Below are 19,842 nucleotides of genomic sequence, written 5' to 3'. Positions count from 1 at the left end.
TATGTTTTTTCTTTTTATCTGAATTTGCCATGTTTTCTATGCCTTAGTATAACATTTCTAACCTGATTTTGGAATGAGATTCTATGGGAGACTCCAGTGTGAAAAATAAAATGAAAAAACTATAGTCATACGATATTTACAAAAATGATAAAAATTGCTACAATAAAGCGATGATTTAAAAATAGTCAGATATAACACTGGAAAGGAGAAGAGAAAAGATGGGGAGTAATGTATATGGGGAGCTTTTATCCGGACTTCAGTCAGAAAAACCGCAAATCCTTCTGACCAGACTTCATGAAGATGCAACGCTGGAAAAGCATATTTATGTGCCGGGACAGGAACCGGAAGAGGCCGAAGCATTGGCGCAGCAGGCAGCGTTTGAAAAGAAGGTGTGTATTTTGGGTTTTGAGCCGGGGCAGAGTGGCGAGAAATGGGTCGCAGAGCCTTTCTGCAAGGAAAACCGCATGCTGATCTTTGGCGGTGGTCATGTGTCCCTGGCACTTGCAGAGTTTGCGGCCCGAACCGGCTTTGACGTGACGGTAACCGATGACCGTCCAAGCTTTGCCAACCAGCTTCGTTTCCCAATGGCGAAGGAAGTACTTTGTATGGATTTTGATACCGCGATTGAAAAACTCGGTGTCAATGCTTCGGATTTTGTGGTTATCCTGACCCGTGGCCACCGTCATGACGGTGTCTGCCTGAGGGCACTTTCGAAACAGCCACAGACAGCATACCTGGGGATGATCGGTTCCAGAAAGCGCGTCCGCGAGTTAAAGGATACACTGGAAGAGGAGGGCATTGACCGGACCTGGCTGGACTGGATCCACACACCGGTAGGGCTGGATATCGGTGCGGTGACCCCGGAGGAGATCGCGGTGGCGATCCTTGCGGAAACCATTCAGGTAAAGCGCAAGCCAGAGAAAGAGGGAGGCAGAAAGGTATCCCAGTCTGACATTGACATGGAGGTCATTCATGATCTGGCGGAACCGGACGAAAAGTTTGCGGACCAGAAAAAGGCAGTGATCACCATTTTAAGCAGTAAAGGCTCCACACCGAGAAAGGCGGGAGCCAAGATGATCGTTTATGAGACTGGCATGATCCAGGGAACCATCGGCGGCGGCTGTGCGGAGGCAAACCTGATGCAGCACGCCAGAGAGGTGATCCGTGACGGCATATACCAGATCCGGCATGTAGATATGACCGGAAAAGTGGCAGAAGAGGAAGGGATGGTCTGCGGCGGTGTGATGCAGGTGCTGATCGAGCGGGCGTGATTTTATCATGGAGGAAGCTGCTTTTTTTATATGATAGGAAATTGCGTCCTATCATATAAAAATGCTCCGCGAGGAAGCGCACTCGGCGCAAAGGTAGATGGTTGCTGAAGCAACCGCGCCTCGGCGCGAGAATGTGCCAAGGCACATTCTTTTTTGTTTATGGTTTCAGGATCACGGCGGTACCGTGCAGGTCACAGAGCGGAACCAGTAAAAGTGGAGTGGCGGTCTGTTCATACTGGCGTACCGCCTCTTTGCAGCCGCGAAACTGTGTATTGTTGTAGTCGTGCAGCAGGATCATACCGCCGGAACTGAGCCTTGGATAAAAATACTGCAGTCCGGCCAGAATTGGCTCATACAGATCGGTGTCCAGACTGACTAACGCAAACTGTTTGTCCGGGAGTCCGCAGGTTGTTTCTGGAAAGTATCCGGGATAGAAAAGAGCCTGATTGGGAAACGGAAGCCGGCTTTTGACATAGTCTGCAGAGGTGTCAGAAAAGTTCTGGATTTCCGCTCTGGAAAAGCACCGTTCTTTTTCGGTTTTCACATCTTTTGCGTCAAAGCCCTGAAAGGTGTCGAACAGCAGCAATTCCCGTTCCGGAAATAAGGCATTTAACTGCCAGGCAATATCTCCGCGGTATACGCCAAGCTCGGCAATGCTTCCGGGAATCCTCTGCTCTGTGATTCGGTTTGCCATGCGGTGAAGCGTGGCACTCCGGATATCTAAAATCCGGGAGAGATCTGGAAGCTTTAAAAAGGAATTCTGATAGCCGGCCTGTATGGCCTGGTCCATCAGAGCCTGGGTGCGCGTCTCGTCGCTTATGGCAATGAGCATAAGGTCTGGCTGCAGCTTCGCTGCCTGCTCTACGGAAATGACTGGAACTGTTCCAAGTGCGGTAGAAAGACCGGTATTCCAAAGTGTCTGGTTGTTATCTCCAAATGCAAGGAGCTGGAACTGGTTTCGGTTGACCAGACCGACAAAAGAACGGCCAAACTGACCTGCACCGAGTATGATAAGTGTCTGCATAGGATTCTCCTCTGTCAAAATGATATGTTTATTATACAATACAATTTTTGAAAAAAGCAAGAATGCATGACAGATAAAGGATTGCTTTCACACAGAAAACAAGTTATAATATTGACATTAACCGGCTTGTCTGTACAGGTCGGTCATTGTTTCGGACCGTTATATATTAAAAAACATAACGGTATTGACGTTTATATTCACATGGAAAATTTGGGGGACAAACAAATGAAACTGATCAAAACCGTTGATGCAGAGGGGGCTGTTCTCTGCCATGATATCACGCAGATCATTCGTGGTGTGACCAAAGATGCAGTGTTTCGTAAGGGACATATCGTAACCAAAGAAGATATTCCGGTACTTTTAAGTGTTGGAAAGGATACCCTTTATGTATGGGAAAAGGAAGAGGGAATGATGCATGAGAACGATGCAGCTGAGGTCCTTTGCGAACTCTGTAAAGGGGAGCACATGGACCGTTCCCAGCCGAAGGAAGGCAAGATTGAGCTGATTGCGGCCTGCGATGGTCTTTTGAAGATTGACGCAAAGGCATTAAAAGGGGTCAATGCCTTTGGACAGATGATGATCGCCACCCGCCATGGCAATTTTGCCGTGAAGAAAGGTGACAAGCTGGCGGGTACCCGTATCATTCCGCTGGTCATTGAGGAAGAAAAGATGAATGCGGTCAAGGCGCAGACGATGGAGCTGACTGGCGGAAAGCCGATTCTGGAACTGAAGCCGTTCCGCCATAAGAAGGTTGGCATTGTTACTACCGGCAACGAGGTGTTCTATGGACGTATCCAGGACACGTTCACCCCGGTGATCGTGGACAAGCTGTCCGAGTTTGATGCCGAGGTGACCGACCATGTGACCTGGGACGATGATGACAAGAAAGTAACGGCCAGCATTCTCGACATGATCGAAAAGGGAGCGGACATTGTTATCTGCACCGGAGGCATGAGTGTGGATCCGGATGACAAGACTCCGCTTGCGATCAAAAATACCGGAGCGCGCATCGTGTCCTACGGTGCACCGGTACTTCCAGGCGCTATGTTTTTGCTGGCTTACTATGATCGCATGGAGCAGGGGAAGAACCGCAGAACCGTCATTATGGGGCTTCCGGGCTGCGTGATGTATGCAAAACGCACCATTTTTGATCTGGTACTTCCACGTGTCATGGCGGATGATGAGGTTACGGCGGATGAACTGGCAGCGCTCGGCATGGGCGGCTTATGCTTAAACTGCTCGGTCTGCACCTTCCCGAACTGCGGATTTGGAAAGGGGTATTGATATGGAATTTACGCATTTTGATGAACAGGGCAATGCCCGCATGGTGGATGTCACGGAAAAAGGCGAGACGGTCCGCGAGGCGGTTGCCAAAGGCCGCATCCGTGTGAGTGCCGAGTGTTTTGAGAAGATCAAAGCGGGCACCATGGCAAAGGGAGATGTACTTGGCGTGGCACGCATTGCCGGGATCATGGGAGCCAAGCGCACTTCGGAGCTGATTCCGCTCTGCCATATCTTAAATCTGACCAAGCTGAACGTGGATTTTGTCATGTACCCGGAACGCTGCGAGATTGAGGCAGTCTGTACCGCCAAGACCACCGGAAAAACCGGTGTGGAGATGGAGGCGCTCACCGGTGTATCTGTGACGCTGCTTACCATTTACGATATGTGCAAGGCCGTGGATAAGACCATGGAGATCGGAGAAATCCATCTGGCTGAGAAGACCGGAGGCAAGAGCGGTCACTTTGTAAACCCAAAAGAGCAGAAGGGGCACTTCGTGAATCTCCAAGAGCAGGGTGGTGAGTAAGTGTGAAGGATGCGTATGGAAGAGAAATCCGGTATTTGCGTATTTCCGTGACGGACCGCTGCAATTTGCGCTGCAAATACTGCATGCCGCATGGCATTGAGTGCGTGGAGCATAAAGACATCTTAAGCTTTGAGGAAATCCGGCAGATCGCAGTGTGCGGGGCAAAGCTTGGCATTACCAAGATCCGTCTGACCGGCGGGGAACCGCTGGCGAGAAAAGGATGTCCACAGCTGATAAGGATGCTGAAAGAGATTCCGGGCATTGAAAAGGTTGCCATGACCACGAACGGGACTCTGGTAAGAGCCGTTCTCCCGCAGCTTGTGGAGGCAGGACTGGATGAGGTCAATATCAGCCTAGATACGCTGGATGCAGAAACGTTTGCTGAAATTACCGGACAGGATCTTTTGCCGGAGGTATTAAAGAGTATCGATGCTTCTCTTGCCGCTGGGCTTAAGGTGAAGGTCAACGCGGTATCCATGCCGGATACGGACTGGAAACGCCTGATCTTACTGGCGAAAGAAAAACCGGTTGATGTCCGTTTTATTGAACTGATGCCAATTGGAGCCGGAAAGGAGTCGAAGGGGCGCAGCAATGAGGAACTTTTTAAAGAAATCCTCAGCGAATTTCCAGAACTTCAGGCAGATGACAGCGTACATGGAGCCGGTCCGGCGGTCTACTATAAAATCCCGGGATATCAGGGAAGCATCGGACTGATCAGTGCCATGCACGGAAAATTCTGCAGTTCCTGCAACCGGGTGCGCCTGACATCGACCGGATTTTTAAAGACCTGTCTTTGTTATGAGGATGGCATGGATTTGAGAAGCATCCTGCGTGGCGGTAGTCCGGAAAAACTTCTGGATGCCATGGCTCGAACGATATACGGCAAACCGGCAGAGCATTGTTTTGAACAGCCGGATCAGATTACAGAAGCGCACGGTATGAGCGCGATTGGAGGGTGAGAAAATGGAAGTTGGAAAAGAGGGGGTAGTGAAGGCTATCTGCATCAGTCCGGCCCGGGGAACGGAAAAGCATACGATCCCGGAGGGACATTTCATTCCAAATTTTGGAATCGAGGGCGATGCGCATGCTGGGACATGGCACCGTCAGGTGAGTCTTCTCTCCTACAATAAAGTAGAAGAATTTAATAAAAAGGGCGCAAACGTAGGCGATGGTGCGTTTGGCGAGAATCTGGTGGTGGATGGAATTGATTTCCGTGCCCTTCCGGTTGGAACCAGACTTTACGCCGGAACCGTTGAGCTGCGCATGACCCAGATCGGTAAAGAATGTCACAGCCACTGTGTGATCTATCACCGCGTGGGCGAGTGCATCATGCCGAAGGAGGGTGTGTTTGCTGAGGTAGTAAAAGAGGGAATCATCCGTCCGGGCGATGTGATGAGAGTCGAAGCACCGGATGAGAACCGTCCGTTTACGGCGGCGGTGATCGTGCTGAGTGATAAAGGCTCCAAAGGTGAGCGGGAGGACTTAAGCGGTCCGGCAGCCGAGGACATGTTAAAGGAAGCAGGCTATGAGGTAGTGGAGCGTTTTGTGATCCCGGATGAGCCGGAGGTGTTAAAACATCACCTTATTCGTCTGGCAGACAGCCGACAGGTAGACCTGGTAGTGACCAGCGGCGGAACCGGATTTTCCATGCGGGACCAGACACCGGAGGCAACTTTGGCGGTGGCTGACCGGAACGCACCTGGCATTGCGGAGTACATCCGCATGAAATCCATGCAGATCACAGACCGCGCCATGTTAAGCCGCGGCGCATCGGTCATCCGGAAAAAGACGCTGATCGTCAATCTGCCGGGAAGTCCGAAAGCCGTAAAAGAGAGTCTGGACTTTATTCTGGGGGCACTGGATCACGGCTTGAAGATTTTGCGCGGTACTGCTTCTGAGTGTGCCAGAAAATAGCATGTGAAAGCAGTGCATAAAAGCAGCATATCAAAAGAGTTTATGAAAGCAGTACATGAAAACAGACAATAACGGGTGTTTGGACCTTGTCGGAATGCGGCAGAAATCAGATCATAGCATTGGTGATTCAAAACGATTCACATAAAAGTTTCAAGAACAGGGGAAAGAAAGTGATGAAAAAACAGTTCGCAGTTGTAATGGCAGCTATGATGGCAGCAGGTATGATGGCAGGATGTTCCTCCAAACCGCAGGAAACCACTGCGGCAGCAACCGAAACAGAGACTACTGTAGCGGAGACCACGGAAGCAGAAACTGAGGCAGAGAGCGAAAACGCTGGTGCGGCAAAGGCAGATCTTGGTGGGCAGAGCATTCTGGTTGCGGCAGCAGCAAGCTTAAAAAATGCATACGAGGATAAGCTGATCCCAATGTTTGAAGAACAGTATCCGGGCGTAACCGTTGAGGGAACCTACGACAGTTCAGGAAAGCTGCAGACCCAGATCGAGGAAGGTCTTGAGGCAGATGTATTCATGTCTGCAGCAGTTAAGCAGATGAAGGCTCTGGATGAGGAAGGTTTGATCGCGTCTGATACCATGGTTGATCTGTTGGAGAACAAGATCGTTCTGATCGTTCCGGCTGGCAGCGACAGCAAGATCGATTCTTTCGAGAAGATCGGTGATGCTGAGTCTATCGCCCTGGGCGATCCGGAGAGTGTTCCGGCTGGTCAGTACGCGAAAGAGGCTCTGACAAACTTAAATGTCTGGGATGGTATTCAGAACAAAGTAAGCTTCGGTACCAACGTAACCGAGGTATTAAACCAGGTTGCAGCAGCAAGTGCTGATGCAGGTATTGTTTACGCAACCGATGCAGCAAGTATGGCAGATCAGGTAACTGTCGTTGCAGAGGCACCGGAAGGAAGCCTGGAGAAGAAGGTCATCTATCCGGTAGCAGTTGTAAAAGCAACAGCTCATGAGGATGCAGCGAAGGCATTCGTAGATTTCTTACAGACTCCGGAAGCGATCATGGTATTTGAGGCCTACGGTTTCGTGGCAGCGCAGTAAATATAGATACGGTAGCATTCCGGCCTGCATAAACACGGAACTGCGATCATGTGTAACAGAGAGGAGAAACAAAAATGGACTGGTCCCCAATTCTGATATCCATGAAAACTGCCAGTGTTTCCATCGTGATCACCTTTTTTCTTGGAATTCTGGCGGCCTGGCTGGTGGTCAGCATGAAGAACGAGCGTATGAAGATCATTCTCGATGGTATTTTAACGTTGCCTTTGGTGCTGCCGCCTACGGTGGCGGGCTTTTTCCTCTTATATCTGTTTGGTGTGAAACGGCCCATCGGAATCTTCTTTTTACAGTTTTTCGGCGTGAAAATTGCGTTTTCCTGGACAGCTACGGTACTGGCGGCGGTGGTCATGTCCTTTCCGCTCATGTACCGTTCTGCCAGAGGAGCCTTTGAACAGGTCGATCCAAACCTCATGGCAGCGGCGCGTACCCTTGGCATGAGCGAATGGAGCATTTTTTATAAGGTACTGATCGCAAATGCCATGCCTGGCATTGTAAGCGGTGGAGTCCTGGCATTTGCAAGAGGACTGGGTGAGTTTGGCGCCACTGCCATGATCGCAGGCAATATTGCGGGAAAGACCAGAACCCTTCCCATGGCAGTGTATTCGGAAGTGGCTGCCGGAAACATGGATGCGGCATACCGCTATGTAGTGATCATCGTTGTGATCGCATTCCTTTCCGTGATCTTAATGAACCGGGCGGCGCTGAGAGAATCCAAAAAGAGAGGACAGTTTTAAAAAATGAGGGAACAATTATTAGCGGTTGATATCCGAAAAAAACTGCGGGAGTTTGAACTCCAGGTCCGGTTCACTTCTGGCAAAGGCTGCCTCGGAATTCTGGGACCTTCCGGCTGTGGAAAGAGTATGACATTAAAATCCATTGCAGGGATCGTGGAGCCGGACAGTGGTTCGATCGTGCTGGATAACCGTACACTGTATGATAGCAGCAGAAAGCAGAATCTGAAACCGCAGGAGCGGCGTGTAGGTTATCTCTTTCAGAATTATGCGCTGTTTCCGAACATGTCTGTGGAGGAGAATATCCGGACAGGCCTGAAAGCCGGAAAACGTTATGATGAAGCACAGCAGAAAAAACGGACAGCCGAAATGATGGAGCGCTTCCGTTTGAGTGGTCTGGAGACGCGTTATCCTGCTCAGCTTTCCGGCGGACAGCAGCAGAGGGTGGCGCTGGCGAGAATTCTTGCCTACGAGCCGGAAGCACTGCTTCTGGATGAACCGTTTTCTGCGATGGATACCCATCTTCGAGAACGCTTGCGTTTGGAACTGGCCAGTGTACTTTCTGAGTACCAGGGAGCATCCATCATGGTCACACATGACCGGGACGAAGCGTATCAGCTGTGCGATCATCTATTGCTGTTCAGCAAAGGCCATGTAATCGCGGCAGGAAAGACGAAAGATCTCTTCAACGATCCGGGCAGCGTTGAGGCCGCAAGGCTGACCGGCTGCAAGAATATTTCCCGGATTGAAAAGATCGATGATTACCGGGTACGCGCGCTGGACTGGGATGATCTGGAACTGGTTACAGAGAAAACGGTGACAGAACAGGTGACTTCCATTGGAATCCGTGCCCATGATTTTGAGCCGCTGACAGATCAGGAGACTGACGCGGAAACAGAAAACCGGATTCCGGTGGAGAATCCAAAGATTTCGGAAATGCCGTTTGAATGGTATGTGACGATGCAGAACGGACTGTGGTGGAAAATCGGAAAGACCATCCACACACACAGTGCAGATGGTCTGATCCCAAAGTATGTAAGGGTTGCCCGGGAAGCGATTCTGCTTCTGAAAGATTAGGGCGTAAACGAATCAAAGTATTTTGTAAAGAGCTGGGCAGTGACTGCTTTCAGCTCTTTTTCCATACCCTGGAAACGGGCAAGAAAATCCTTTGCTTCTGCTGTCAGATGAGAGGAACCGCCGGATGCACCGCCGGAGCGGGACTCGATCAGGGAACAGCCAAGATAGCGCTCTGCTTTCTTGATGATTTTCAACCCTTTGCTGTAAGACATTTCCATTTCCCGGCAGGCAGTCTGCATGGAGTTGGTCTGGTCTACCAGAATCAGAAATTCCGCAACACCGGGACCGAAGAAGGTATCCTGTTTGGCAAGACGAAGTTTCACCGAGGGGCGGAGCGGAAGCTTGGCTGGGGAAATCGAAGGATCAACGACTGGTTTGGCTTTGCGGTTCATGAAACAACATCCTTTCTGACTACAAATTCATTCTGTTTTTACTATAAAAGTTCTGCCGACGATCAGGCGGCGTTAATTCAGGGATGCCAAATGCGCCTGTCAAAACTTTTATTTGCGGTGGTGCACTTGGCTGCAGGTGCATGCATGTTTAGTATAGCATGCGACAGCAGCGTGGGCAATTTTTTCTCGACAAAAAGCAGAAAAACTCTTATAGTAATGGATAGATTAGAAAGATGAGGAAACAAGTTATGAAAGAAACGAATAAGATCGAATTGCATGGGGATATTTCCATCCCTTTCTTAAAAAAGAGCCGTTTCACGGGAAGTTTTAAGGGAATGCGCTATGTGCTCATCAAACATGAAAATGAGTTAGAGCCTGCTACGGAGGAGACACCGGCGAAAACAGAAACGGTGATCCGGGCTATTATCTGGCCGGAACCATTTAATTTTGAAGTGACACCGGATGAAAAAAAGCATCACCAGGATTTTCCGTTTACGACGGATGGAATCTGGGAAGCGGTGGACTGGTTGAATGCGGAGCATGAGGCAGGACATTTTTAATTGAAAAAGGCATTTGCAGCCGAAAACTGCAAATGCCTTTTTCAATCGAATCAATCTAACGGTTCAATAAATCAGTCCTGTTTTGGTTTTCCGCATAGTTTCATGGTCAGCGGCAATCCGGTGTAGAGACCAATCAGCTGGAACTGGAAAAACAGTTTGAAAAGGGGAAAATTTGAGAAACATATATCTGGTGAGGCACGGAAAAATAAAACAGGAAGCGGGAGGGCGCAGATGCATCGGGCAGACCGACCTGCCGCTTGATGAAAAATATGTTTCTTCTATATTAAAACTGGGAAACTGGTTTGCGGAGAGACAGCATCATCAAAAAGCATCTGTAGTACTGGCATCCGGAACCTTAAAGCGTGCATGCGATACGGCAAAGTATCTGAAAGAAGGTGCGGGAGAAATCATTTTCGGGAATATCCTTTTTGATGAGAATCTGAATGAAGTTTACACTGGTTTATGGGAAGCGAGTTTGAAGAGATTAAGGTCAAGGATCAGAAGCGGTTCGAAGAAAGGGGAAAATCGCTTGGATGATTCCAGGGTAAAGGAAAATGAAATTGTCAGTGTAGAGGAACGTTATCAGGCCTCATACGGGAAATGTCACTGTGCGGAAGCATACAAAAAGCACGAAGTGTTGTACGAAAAAGCGAAGAGCATAGAAAAAAAGATATTTGGATAAAGCAGGCAGGAGAAGGTGTATGGAACCGTCTCCTGCTTGCTATTTCTATCCCAAAATGCTAAAATCGAACTACACACGGACAGGGAAAATTTGTGGGGATTTATTCTCTGTCTGTGTTCATAAAAATGTGAACGGGGGTTCATGAAAAAAGGGAGATTGTATTATGAATATTTCACAAATTACCGGGATTTACTTCAGTCCTACCGGCACGACCAAGAGCGTGACAGAGTGGATTACAGGGCAGATCGCGGCAGATAAACAAAAAACGGATGAGGTGGACTTAACCGATGCCATTCCTTCCCGCCCGGACTATACCTTCACCGAGCACGAACTTGCAGTAGTCGGTGTGCCGGTTTATGGAGGACGTGTGCCGGAAACAGCAACAGAGCGACTGAAAAAAATGCATGGAAAGCGGACCCCGGTGGTGCTTGTGGTTACGTTTGGCAACCGGGCATATGAGGATGCACTGCTGGAGCTTTCTGATATCTTAAAGGAGCAGGGCTTCATTCCGGCAGCAGCGGCAGCTGTGGCAACGGAGCATAACATTGCAAGAGTGTATGGCACTGGCCGACCGGATGAAAAAGATAAAAAAGAGATGGCTGCTTTTGCGCAGGCGGTAAGACAGAAACTGAAGAACACAGCCGGAAGCACAAAGCTGCCGGAGCTTTCCATCAAAGGGAACCGCCCGTATAAGCCTTACGGAACGCTGCCTTTGAAGATCAGCGTATCTTCTGCCTGTGAGAGCTGCGGGCTCTGCGTCAGCAAGTGCCCGGTTCAGGCCATTTCCAGGACCGATCCGAAGGTCACGGATGAAACAGCCTGCATTACCTGTATGCGCTGCATTCAGGTTTGCCCGAAGCATGCGAGAAAACTGGGAACTCTGGTAACGCTTGCCATCCGTCAGAAATTAAAGAAAGTCTGCACGGACAGAAAGGGTGCAGAGTTTGTACTATGAAGCTGGAAAATGACTTAGACACCGATGATATCCGGGGACTGGTCCTGCGTCTTGCGCTGCCGTCCATGCTGGCGCAGTTTGTCAGTGTGTTTTACAGCATTGTGGACCGCATGTATATCGGAAATATCCCGAAGATCGGGGAGACGGCACTGGCGGGTGTCGGTATCTGTGGCCCAATCGTGACTCTGGTTTCTTCTTTTGCAATCCTGGTCGGTGTGGGCGGTGCCCCGCTCATGAGCATCCGTATGGGCCAGAAAAATGAGAACGGAGCCCGGCAGATCCTGGCGAACTGCTTTCTGATGCTGACGGTGCTTGCCATGATGCTGACGGTCTGTGTGCTGGGACTCCGGGAAAAGCTGCTCTGGTGGTTTGGTGCGGGCGAGACAACGTTTCCGTATGCCTTATCTTATATGACCATTTATCTGTGCGGCACGTTTTTTGCACTGATGACAACGGGCATGAACCAGTTTATCATCTGCCAGGGCTTTGCGAAGGTCGGGATGAAGGCGGTTGTGATCGGTGCAGTGGCGAATATTATCCTCGATCCGGTATTTATTTTCGGACTGAATCTGGATGTGCGCGGCGCTGCACTGGCTACGGTACTGTCGCAGATGTGTTCCTGCGTTTATGTCCTGCGTTTCCTGTTTGGGAAGAAGGTACCGATCCGTATTACCTTTCACGGGTATGATCCGAAGCTGATGCTGCAGATCGTCAAAGTCGGCTTTTCGCCTTTTATCATCATTGCACTGGACAATGTGCTGGTCATCTCCCAGAATATGGTGATCCAGCGTCTGGGAGGCCCTGGTCAGGGCGATGTCCTTTTAACCTGTGCGGCCATTGTCCAGAGCTTTATGCTGATCATTACCATGCCGCTTGGCGGTATCACTTCTGGTACGCAGACCATTCTTGGGTATAACTTCGGGGCGAAGCGTCCGGACCGCATTTGGAAAGCGGAACGGTGGATCGTCACCTGCTGTCTGGTATTTAATGCGGTCATGTTCCTGGCGGCACAGTGCATTCCGGAGGTTTTTGTACGGATCTTTACCCGCAATGAAGAATACGTGGCCTTGAGTGCCTGGGCCATCCGGGTTTCCACGCTTGGCGTGCTCCCGCTGGCGATTCAGTATACCGTGGTCGATGGTTTTACCGGAATGGGCATTGCAAAGGTAGCGATCACCTTGTCACTGTTTCGGAAGTTTATTTACTTTGCGTCCGTCGTGGCAGTTCCGGTGCTCACCGGGGTGACGAATGTATTTTTTGCGGAAACCATTTCTGATTTTGCCGGTCCGGTGTTTTCCACGATCATGTTTCTCTGTGTGTTTAAAAAGGTTGTGGGGGATCCGAAGAAGGTGCCTGCGGCATGAACAGAACCGGTATGAAAATCCGCTCTGTCGGATTTTTCTGCCAGAAATTTTATCCATATAAAAACAGCAATCCGATTTTTCTGTATGGTATCGCATGTAGCCAGTTGCGGAATAAGATACTATAAGGAAAGAGGGTGATCTCTCATGCGAGAGGAGCTGTTTCATATTATTTTAGGAATTTTGATTCCGTTTCTGGGAACGACCATCGGAGCGGGCTGTGTTTTTTTTGTACAGAAGGAGATCAAGCCGGTCATCCAGAAGATGCTTCTGGGATTTGCCTCTGGCATCATGGTGGCGGCTTCGGTGTGGTCGCTTCTGATCCCGGCTATGGAGATGTGCGCGTCAGCAGGAAAGCTTGCCTTTATCCCGGCTGCAGTGGGCTTCTCCATCGGTATGCTGTTTTTGTGGGTGTTAGATAAGCTGATCCCGCATCTTCATATGGGAAGCGATACGCCGGAGGGACCAAAGAGCAACTTAAAGAAGACGACCATGCTGGTGTTTGCAGTAACGCTTCACAACCTGCCGGAGGGCATGGCGGTGGGCGTTGTATTCGCCGGGCTTCTGACTGGAAGCGCACCCATTACCGTGGCAGGGGCGTTTGCCTTGACCATCGGCATTGCGATCCAGAACTTTCCGGAGGGAGCGATCATCTCCCTGCCATTACACAGCGAAGGGCAGTCGAAGCTTCGTGCCTTTGTCATGGGAACGTTGTCCGGTGTGGTAGAGCCGATCGGAGCGCTGATCACAATCTTATGTGCGAAGGTCCTGGTACCGATCGTGCCTTATATGCTGGCCTTTGCGGCGGGGGCCATGATCTATGTGGTCGTGGAGGAGCTGATCCCGGAATCTGCCCAGGGCGAACATTCGGATATGGGAACCATGGGATTTGCGGTGGGGTTCCTGATCATGATGATTCTGGATGTGGCGCTCGGGTGATTCTCAACCCGATACACTGAAAAAGGCAACAACATGCAGCGATATAAAAACTGAAAATGGCTGCAAAGCAATAGAAAAGCCGGAATGCCTTCAAACGTGCATTTTCCGGCTAATACATAACAAGGAGTGAGTGTTAGAATGACACAGGAAGAGGTTTTAAAGAATGCAAGGACCTGTCTTGGTCCGTACTGTAAGGGATGCCCGGTCTGCAACGGCCGTGCCTGCAAAAATACCATGCCGGGCCCGGGCGCCAAGGGCGAGGGCGACACGGCAATCCGCAATTACGACAAGTGGAGAGAAATCCGCGTGCAGATGGACACGCTCTGCGAGAATGGTCCGGTGGATACCAGACTGGAACTTTTTGGAAAACAGTTTGCCTATCCGTTCTTTGCGGGTCCGGTGGGCGCTGTGAATCTGCATTACGGGGACAAGTACGATGACGCGGCGTATAATGATATTCTGGTGCATGCCTGCGCGGAGGCTGGCATTGCAGCATTTACCGGCGACGGAACCAACCCGGAGGTGATGCGCGCGGCTACCGCGGCGATCGGAAAGGCAAACGGACTTGGCGTGCCGACCGTGAAGCCATGGAATGCAGAAACGGTAGCAGAGAAGATGAAACTGGTAAGAGAATCCAAAGCCTTTGCGGCGGCCATGGATATTGATGCGGCAGGTCTTCCGTTCTTACAGAATTTGACTCCGCCTGCAGGCAGCAAGACCGTAGAAGAACTTTCTGGTATCATCCGCGAGGCAGGAGTTCCGTTTATCGTAAAGGGTGTTATGACCGTGAAGGGAGCATTAAAGGCGAAGGAGGCCGGTGCATCTGCGATTGTGGTATCCAATCACGGCGGACGTGTCCTGGACCAGTGCCCGGCAAGCGCAGAGGTGCTTCCTGAGATCGCAGAGGCTGTGGGCGGTGGTTCTATGAAGATCCTGGTGGATGGCGGTATCCGAAACGGCATTGACATCTTCAAGGCACTGGCACTTGGTGCCGACGGTGTGCTGATTGCCCGCCCGTTTGTCACCGCGGTATATGGCGGGGCAGAGGAAGGTGTCAGGGAACTGGTGAACCGTCTGGGAAGCCAGTTAAAAGACACTATGGCTATGTGCGGCGCACACAGTCTGGCTGAGATCACGAGAGATATGGTGCGGAACGATTGAAGTGTCTTTTGATTGCGGACATATGACCGTTTCCGAAAGGAAAACGACATTAGGTATAACTGAAAAGAATATTACACATTCCTTTTATATAGTTGACAAATAGTACCAGGATTGTTATCATAAAGAGAACGTGACAGAAGGGAGAACACTTATGGATCGAATCGTGTTATCATTGTTAGTAGACAACACATCAGGTGTCTTAAGCCGTGTAGCAGGCTTATTCAGCCGCCGTGGCTACAACATCGAGAGTCTGACCGTTGGTGTCACTGCAGATGAGCGGTATTCCAGAATGACAGTCGTTGCTTTTGGCGATCAGAACGTTTTAGAGCAGATTGAAAAACAGCTTCGCAAGCTGGAGGATGTCCGCGATATCAAGGAATTAAAACCGGGTCATTCCGTTTACCGGGAACTGATCATGGTGAAAGTACGGGCCAACGCGAGTCAGCGTCAGGCAGTCAGTGCCATTTCCGATATTTTCCGCGCAACCATCGTGGATGTAGGCAAGGATTCCCTTACCGTCATGCTGACCGGCGACCAGTCCAAGCTGGACGCATTGATCAACCTGCTGGAGGATTACGAAATCTTAGAGCTTGCAAGAACCGGACTGACCGGCTTATCCCGCGGCTCTGATGACGTGCGGTATCTTCCGTAAGCAGAAATTCCGTGAAGACACGGACTTATTACAAGGGACTTTAAGTGTCAGAAACTTCAGGGGCGGACTGAGAGTCGTCGAAGCGCTGGCGCATGAAGCATACAGGCAGCTGGAGGGAACCTGTTTTCCAGTTACCACACAACTATGAATCTAAAGATTCTTGAGGAGGAAAAGAAGATGGCAAAGATTTATTATCAGGAAGACTGTAACCTGTCCTTACTGGATGGAAAGACCATCGCTATCATTGGCTACGGCAGCCAGGGACATGCACATGCATTAAACTTAAAGGAGTCTGGATGTGACGTGATCATCGGTCTGTACGAGGGCAGCAAGTCCTGGGCAAAGGCTGAGGCACAGGGCTTTAAAGTATATACCGCAGCAGAGGCTGCAAAGAAAGCAGACATCATCATGATCCTGATCAACGATGAGCTGCAGGCTGATATGTACAAGAAAGACATCGAGCCGAACCTGGAAGAGGGCAACATGTTAATGTTCGCTCATGGCTTCAACATTCATTTCGGCTGCATCAAACCGCCGGCAAACGTCGATGTTACCATGATCGCTCCGAAGGCACCGGGTCACACCGTTCGTTCCGAGTACCAGGAGGGCAAGGGTACTCCGTGTCTGGTAGCCGTAGAGCAGGATTACACCGGCAAGGCTCTGGAGAAAGCTCTGGCATATGGCCTTGGTATCGGCGGCGCAAGAGCTGGTCTTCTTGAGACTACTTTCCGTACCGAGACTGAGACTGACCTCTTCGGTGAGCAGGCTGTTCTTTGCGGCGGCGTTTGCGCTCTGATGCAGGCTGGTTTCGAGACCCTGGTTGAGGCTGGTTACGATCCGAGAAACGCTTACTTCGAGTGCATCCACGAGATGAAGCTGATCGTTGACCTGATCTACCAGTCTGGTTTCGCAGGCATGAGATACTCCATCTCCAACACTGCTGAGTACGGTGATTACATCACCGGACCGAAGATCATCACCGAGGATACCAAGAAGGCTATGAAGAAGATCCTTTCCGATATCCAGGATGGTACTTTCGCAAAAGAGTTCCTGCTTGATATGAGCCCGGCAGGCCGTCAGGTTCACTTCAAGGCTATGAGAAAGCTTGCTTCTGAGCATCCGTCTGAGAAAGTCGGCGCTGAGATCCGTAAGCTGTACAGCTGGAACGACGAGAACGGAAAGCTCATCAACAACTAATCAAATTCTCATACAGAGATTACAAAAAGGAGTCTCCGCATTGCGGAGGCTCCTTTTTTGAGCAGAATAAAAGCTTCACATGGGACTTTGCCTGAAATGCAGCTTTGCTTGTTACAGAAAAAATTATTTTGGTGGTGGAAAATCACAGATTCCAGCTGTCCTGTGCCCGACAGAACCGGATAAATGTATCTAACGCCTTGGAAGTGCGGTTACTCTGCCATAAAAATCCAATGGTGCGCTTGTGGATCGGGGTGTCGAGCTTTAACTGCACAAGTCGTCCGGAATCCAGATCTTCTTTTACAAACTCTTTTATGACACATCCGATTCCCAGACCAATGCGGGCAAACTCGATGAGTAGATCCATGGTGGTGACTTCCAGAAGGTTGTTTGCCACGATCTGGTTTAAGGCCATATAGTCATCGATGTAATGGCGGGTGATGTTGTTTTTGTCAAGCAGCATCAGGTTTCCGCTCTGGAACACATCGGTGTCGGCACCTTCCCGCAGCTTTAGGTTTTCCAGATAGCTTGGGGTGGCAACAAAGATATCTTCGATATCCATAACTGGAATAAAATCCATGTTTTTCGCAGATTTCTGTTCGACTACAAGTCCAATGTCGATGCGCTGCTGCTCTAACATGGACAGTGTCTGGATGGTAGGCTGGCTTTCGATGGTGATCTTAATATGCGGGTACTGCTCGATAAAGCTTTTCAGATATTTTACCATGATAAAACGGCATAAGGTATTGCTGACTCCGATGCGGATGTGCCCCATGTTGAATTCACGGATACGTTTTAATTCCATTTCTCCTTTGGTGAGTTCATCGAAAGCATCGCGGGTATGTTCGAAGAGCACCTGTCCCTCTTCGGTGAGCTGTACCCCGCGGGAATTCCGGGTAAAGAGCACCGTGTTTAAGCTGTCTTCCAGCTTGCTGATGGATTTGCTGATCGCAGGCTGGCTGATGTAAAGCTCTTTTGCGGCGCGGGAAATATTTCCGGCTTTTGCCACGGCATAAAAAATGCGGTATTGTGATAAATTCTGGTCCATATCGCGTAATCCCCCTAATAGAATGATAGACTCTCCGGTCTGTGCCTGAGACAGAATAGAATCATATCGCTTACTTTATAACTAACTGTTATGATACATATGAGTATTATCTATTGTCATTATATCAGTAGTGATGATATAATTCAATAAGCGACAAAAAATGCCTGTATGCGGAAGCAAAACCAGAGTGTGAAAAAACATCCACCAAAGCATGCACGGCCAGAAAGAAAAAGAATTGTCAGGAGGACATTATGTCAGTCGGAAAAATTTTTAAATTTCACAATGACCTGGATACGGATCAGATCATCGCATCCCAGTATCTGTTACTTCCAACCATCGATGAGATGAAGGATCATACATTTGAGTCTTTAGACCCGGATTTCCCGAAAAAAGTAAAACCGGGTGATTATGTAGTAGGCGGCGAGAACTTTGGCTGTGGCTCTTCCAGAGAGCAGGCACCGAGCGTGTTAAAGGCTTTGGGTGTCCAGGCTGTAGTTGCAAAATCTTTTGCCCGCATTTTCTACCGCAATGCCATCAACATTGGTCTTCCAGTCATCGTCTGCAAGGACCTTCCGGATGCAGTAAACACTGGGGATGAGATGGACCTTTCCCTCACCGAAGGTGTTGCAAAAGCAAACGGAAACACCTATTCCTGCACCAAGCTGCCGGCTTACATGAAGCAGATCTTAAGTCAGGGCGGACTGATCGCATCACTGAATAAGGAGGAAGACTAAGCCATGGGAATGACAATCGCTGAAAAAATCATCGCTCTTGCAGCCGGTGTGCCGGAGGTAAAGGCAGGAGATATCCATACCGTAACCCTGGACCGCATGATGAGCAATGACGGAACCACACATTTAACCGTCGATATGTACCATAACAAATTAAAGCATCCGCATATTGCTGATCCGAAGAAGATGGTCTTTATCGTGGACCATAACGTACCGTCTGACAGCCCGAAGACCGCTGCTTCCCAGAAAAAAATGCGCGACTTCGCAAAAGAAAATAACATTGATTTCTGGGAAGGCAAAGGTGTGTGCCATCAGATCATGATGGAACACTATGTCTGCCCGGGTGAGCTGATCTTCGGCGCGGACAGCCATACCTGCACCTATGGTGCACTGGGCGCTTTCGGTACCGGTGTCGGCTGTACCGATCTGCTCTACGGCATGGTAACCGGAACCTCCTGGGTACTGGTTCCGGAGACAGTAAAATTCAACCTGGTTGGAAAACTGCCAGAGGGCGTATATCCGAGAGACTTGATGCTTACCATCATCGGTGAGATCGGTGCAAACGGTGTAAACTATCAGGTAATGGAATTCACCGGAGAGGGCGCAAAGACGTTAAGCGTCAACGACCGTATGGTTCTGTGCAACCTGGCGGTAGAGGCTGGCGCAAAGACCGCGATCTTCGAGGCAGATGAGATCGCCCTGGAGTATTTAAAGGCAAGAGGCAGAGAGCCGAAGGCTGTATTCAAGAGCGATGCCGACGCGGTTTACGCAAGAGAGTATACCTTTGACCTTTCCAAGATCCAGCCGGTTGCAGCACGCCCGGATTTCGTGGACGATGTTGTTCCGGCAAAGGAAGTCTGCGGTGTCCGTATCGACGAGGCATTCCTTGGCTCCTGCAACAACGGACGTATCGACGATCTCAGAGTTGGTGCGGCCATCTTAAAGGGAAGAAAGGTTTCCGATCATGTACGTTTCCTGGTCGTTCCGGCCAGCCGTGAAGTTTACTTACAGGCACTGGATGAGGGACTGATCCAGATCTTCATGGAGAGCGGCGCAATCGTGATGAATCCAAACTGCAGCGTCTGCTGGGGAAGCTGTCAGGGTGTCATTGGTGAGAATGAGGTTCTGATCAGCACCGGTACCAGAAACTTCAAGGGACGTGCCGGACATCCAAGCTCCAAGGTTTACTTAGGTTCTGCAGCAACGGTTGCAGCATCTGCCGTGAAAGGCGAGATCTGTACCGCAGATATGCTGTAAAATTTGCATG

General features: G+C 49.9%; 21 protein-coding genes. 18 read left to right on the top strand and 3 right to left on the bottom strand.

The window, feature by feature from the left end; genetic code table 11:
- Positions 1-218 precede the first annotated feature (218 nt).
- Entirely contained in the window at positions 219-1,271 is a 1,053-nt protein-coding gene (locus DWZ40_RS12125) for an XdhC/CoxI family protein (protein WP_118543279.1), read from the top strand.
- 157 nt (positions 1,272-1,428) lie between these two features.
- On the opposite strand, the gene DWZ40_RS12120 is transcribed toward DWZ40_RS12125, so the two are convergent.
- Positions 1,429-2,295, bottom strand: a complete 867-nt coding sequence (locus DWZ40_RS12120) for a TylF/MycF/NovP-related O-methyltransferase (protein ID WP_118543278.1) — start codon at positions 2,293-2,295, stop codon at positions 1,429-1,431.
- Between the two features lie 225 nt (positions 2,296-2,520).
- Between DWZ40_RS12120 and DWZ40_RS12115 the strand changes: the two genes are divergently transcribed.
- The 7 genes from DWZ40_RS12115 to DWZ40_RS12085 all read left to right on the top strand — a co-directional run bounded on the left by DWZ40_RS12115 (position 2,521) and on the right by DWZ40_RS12085 (position 8,900).
- Positions 2,521-3,579 carry a molybdopterin-binding protein gene (locus DWZ40_RS12115; RefSeq protein WP_118543277.1) on the top strand — a complete coding sequence of 353 codons (1,059 nt, stop codon included), beginning with the start codon at positions 2,521-2,523 and terminating at the stop codon, positions 3,577-3,579.
- 1 nt (position 3,580) lies between these two features.
- Positions 3,581-4,102 (top strand): cyclic pyranopterin monophosphate synthase MoaC, encoded by a 522-nt coding sequence (gene moaC, locus DWZ40_RS12110; protein WP_118543276.1) that lies wholly within the window; start codon positions 3,581-3,583, stop codon positions 4,100-4,102.
- Positions 4,103-4,104: 2 nt separating this feature from the next.
- Positions 4,105-5,061, top strand: coding sequence for a GTP 3',8-cyclase MoaA (gene moaA, locus DWZ40_RS12105; protein WP_118543275.1), 957 nt, complete (start codon positions 4,105-4,107; stop codon positions 5,059-5,061).
- Between the two features lie 4 nt (positions 5,062-5,065).
- The gene (locus tag DWZ40_RS12100; RefSeq protein WP_118543274.1) at positions 5,066-6,016 is read left to right on the top strand and encodes an MOSC domain-containing protein; all 951 of its coding nucleotides are present in this window, start codon (positions 5,066-5,068) and stop codon (positions 6,014-6,016) included.
- A 173-nt stretch (positions 6,017-6,189) separates the two neighbouring features.
- Positions 6,190-7,074 carry a molybdate ABC transporter substrate-binding protein gene (gene modA / locus DWZ40_RS12095; RefSeq protein WP_118543273.1) on the top strand — a complete coding sequence of 295 codons (885 nt, stop codon included), beginning with the start codon at positions 6,190-6,192 and terminating at the stop codon, positions 7,072-7,074.
- Positions 7,075-7,148: 74 nt separating this feature from the next.
- Complete coding sequence (modB, locus tag DWZ40_RS12090) at positions 7,149-7,826, top strand: molybdate ABC transporter permease subunit (protein ID WP_118543272.1); 678 nt, start codon at positions 7,149-7,151, stop codon at positions 7,824-7,826.
- A gap of 3 nt (positions 7,827-7,829) precedes the next feature.
- A complete protein-coding gene (locus DWZ40_RS12085) occupies positions 7,830-8,900 on the top strand; it encodes an ATP-binding cassette domain-containing protein (RefSeq protein WP_118543271.1) in 1,071 nt (356 codons plus the stop codon).
- Here the strand turns inward: DWZ40_RS12085 and DWZ40_RS12080 are convergent.
- Positions 8,897-9,292: a LysR family transcriptional regulator gene (locus DWZ40_RS12080; protein ID WP_118543270.1), complete on the bottom strand. Its 396-nt coding sequence runs from the start codon at positions 9,290-9,292 to the stop codon at positions 8,897-8,899. The genes DWZ40_RS12085 and DWZ40_RS12080 overlap by 4 nt on opposite strands.
- A gap of 248 nt (positions 9,293-9,540) precedes the next feature.
- Between DWZ40_RS12080 and DWZ40_RS12075 the strand changes: the two genes are divergently transcribed.
- The 8 genes from DWZ40_RS12075 (at position 9,541) to ilvC (ending at position 16,799) form a co-directional block, all read left to right on the top strand.
- Positions 9,541-9,852 carry a hypothetical protein gene (locus DWZ40_RS12075; protein WP_118543269.1) on the top strand — a complete coding sequence of 104 codons (312 nt, stop codon included), beginning with the start codon at positions 9,541-9,543 and terminating at the stop codon, positions 9,850-9,852.
- Positions 9,853-10,024: 172 nt separating this feature from the next.
- Positions 10,025-10,534 (top strand): histidine phosphatase family protein, encoded by a 510-nt coding sequence (locus DWZ40_RS12070; RefSeq protein ID WP_118543268.1) that lies wholly within the window; start codon positions 10,025-10,027, stop codon positions 10,532-10,534.
- Positions 10,535-10,697: 163 nt separating this feature from the next.
- The gene (locus DWZ40_RS12065; RefSeq protein WP_118543267.1) at positions 10,698-11,489 is read left to right on the top strand and encodes an EFR1 family ferrodoxin; all 792 of its coding nucleotides are present in this window, start codon (positions 10,698-10,700) and stop codon (positions 11,487-11,489) included.
- Positions 11,486-12,853 (top strand): MATE family efflux transporter, encoded by a 1,368-nt coding sequence (locus DWZ40_RS12060; protein WP_118543266.1) that lies wholly within the window; start codon positions 11,486-11,488, stop codon positions 12,851-12,853. Before DWZ40_RS12065 ends, DWZ40_RS12060 begins: the two co-directional genes overlap by 4 nt.
- 144 nt (positions 12,854-12,997) lie before the next feature.
- A complete protein-coding gene (locus DWZ40_RS12055) occupies positions 12,998-13,789 on the top strand; it encodes a ZIP family metal transporter (protein WP_118543265.1) in 792 nt (263 codons plus the stop codon).
- A 138-nt stretch (positions 13,790-13,927) separates the two neighbouring features.
- Positions 13,928-14,950, top strand: coding sequence for an alpha-hydroxy-acid oxidizing protein (locus tag DWZ40_RS12050; RefSeq protein WP_118543264.1), 1,023 nt, complete (start codon positions 13,928-13,930; stop codon positions 14,948-14,950).
- A 151-nt stretch (positions 14,951-15,101) separates the two neighbouring features.
- A complete protein-coding gene (gene ilvN, locus DWZ40_RS12045; protein WP_118543263.1) occupies positions 15,102-15,602 on the top strand; it encodes an acetolactate synthase small subunit in 501 nt (166 codons plus the stop codon).
- 177 nt (positions 15,603-15,779) lie between these two features.
- Positions 15,780-16,799 (top strand): ketol-acid reductoisomerase, encoded by a 1,020-nt coding sequence (ilvC, locus tag DWZ40_RS12040; protein ID WP_118543339.1) that lies wholly within the window; start codon positions 15,780-15,782, stop codon positions 16,797-16,799.
- 142 nt (positions 16,800-16,941) lie between these two features.
- Here ilvC and DWZ40_RS12035 read toward each other — a convergent pair whose 3' ends face one another.
- A complete protein-coding gene (locus DWZ40_RS12035) occupies positions 16,942-17,844 on the bottom strand; it encodes a LysR family transcriptional regulator (protein ID WP_118543262.1) in 903 nt (300 codons plus the stop codon).
- 251 nt (positions 17,845-18,095) lie between these two features.
- Here DWZ40_RS12035 and leuD point away from each other — a divergent pair, with 251 nt between their 5' ends.
- Positions 18,096-18,578, top strand: coding sequence for a 3-isopropylmalate dehydratase small subunit (gene leuD, locus DWZ40_RS12030; protein ID WP_118543261.1), 483 nt, complete (start codon positions 18,096-18,098; stop codon positions 18,576-18,578).
- 3 nt (positions 18,579-18,581) lie between these two features.
- A complete protein-coding gene (locus DWZ40_RS12025) occupies positions 18,582-19,832 on the top strand; it encodes a 3-isopropylmalate dehydratase large subunit (RefSeq protein WP_118543260.1) in 1,251 nt (416 codons plus the stop codon).
- Positions 19,833-19,842 lie beyond the last annotated feature (10 nt).

Origin of the sequence: Clostridium sp. AF32-12BH (genome assembly GCF_003477935.1) — a bacterium.
GTDB lineage: Bacteria > Bacillota > Clostridia > Lachnospirales > Lachnospiraceae > Brotaphodocola.
The sequence above is the reverse complement of the archived record's forward strand: the minus strand, read 5'-3'. Positions and strand labels throughout refer to the sequence as shown.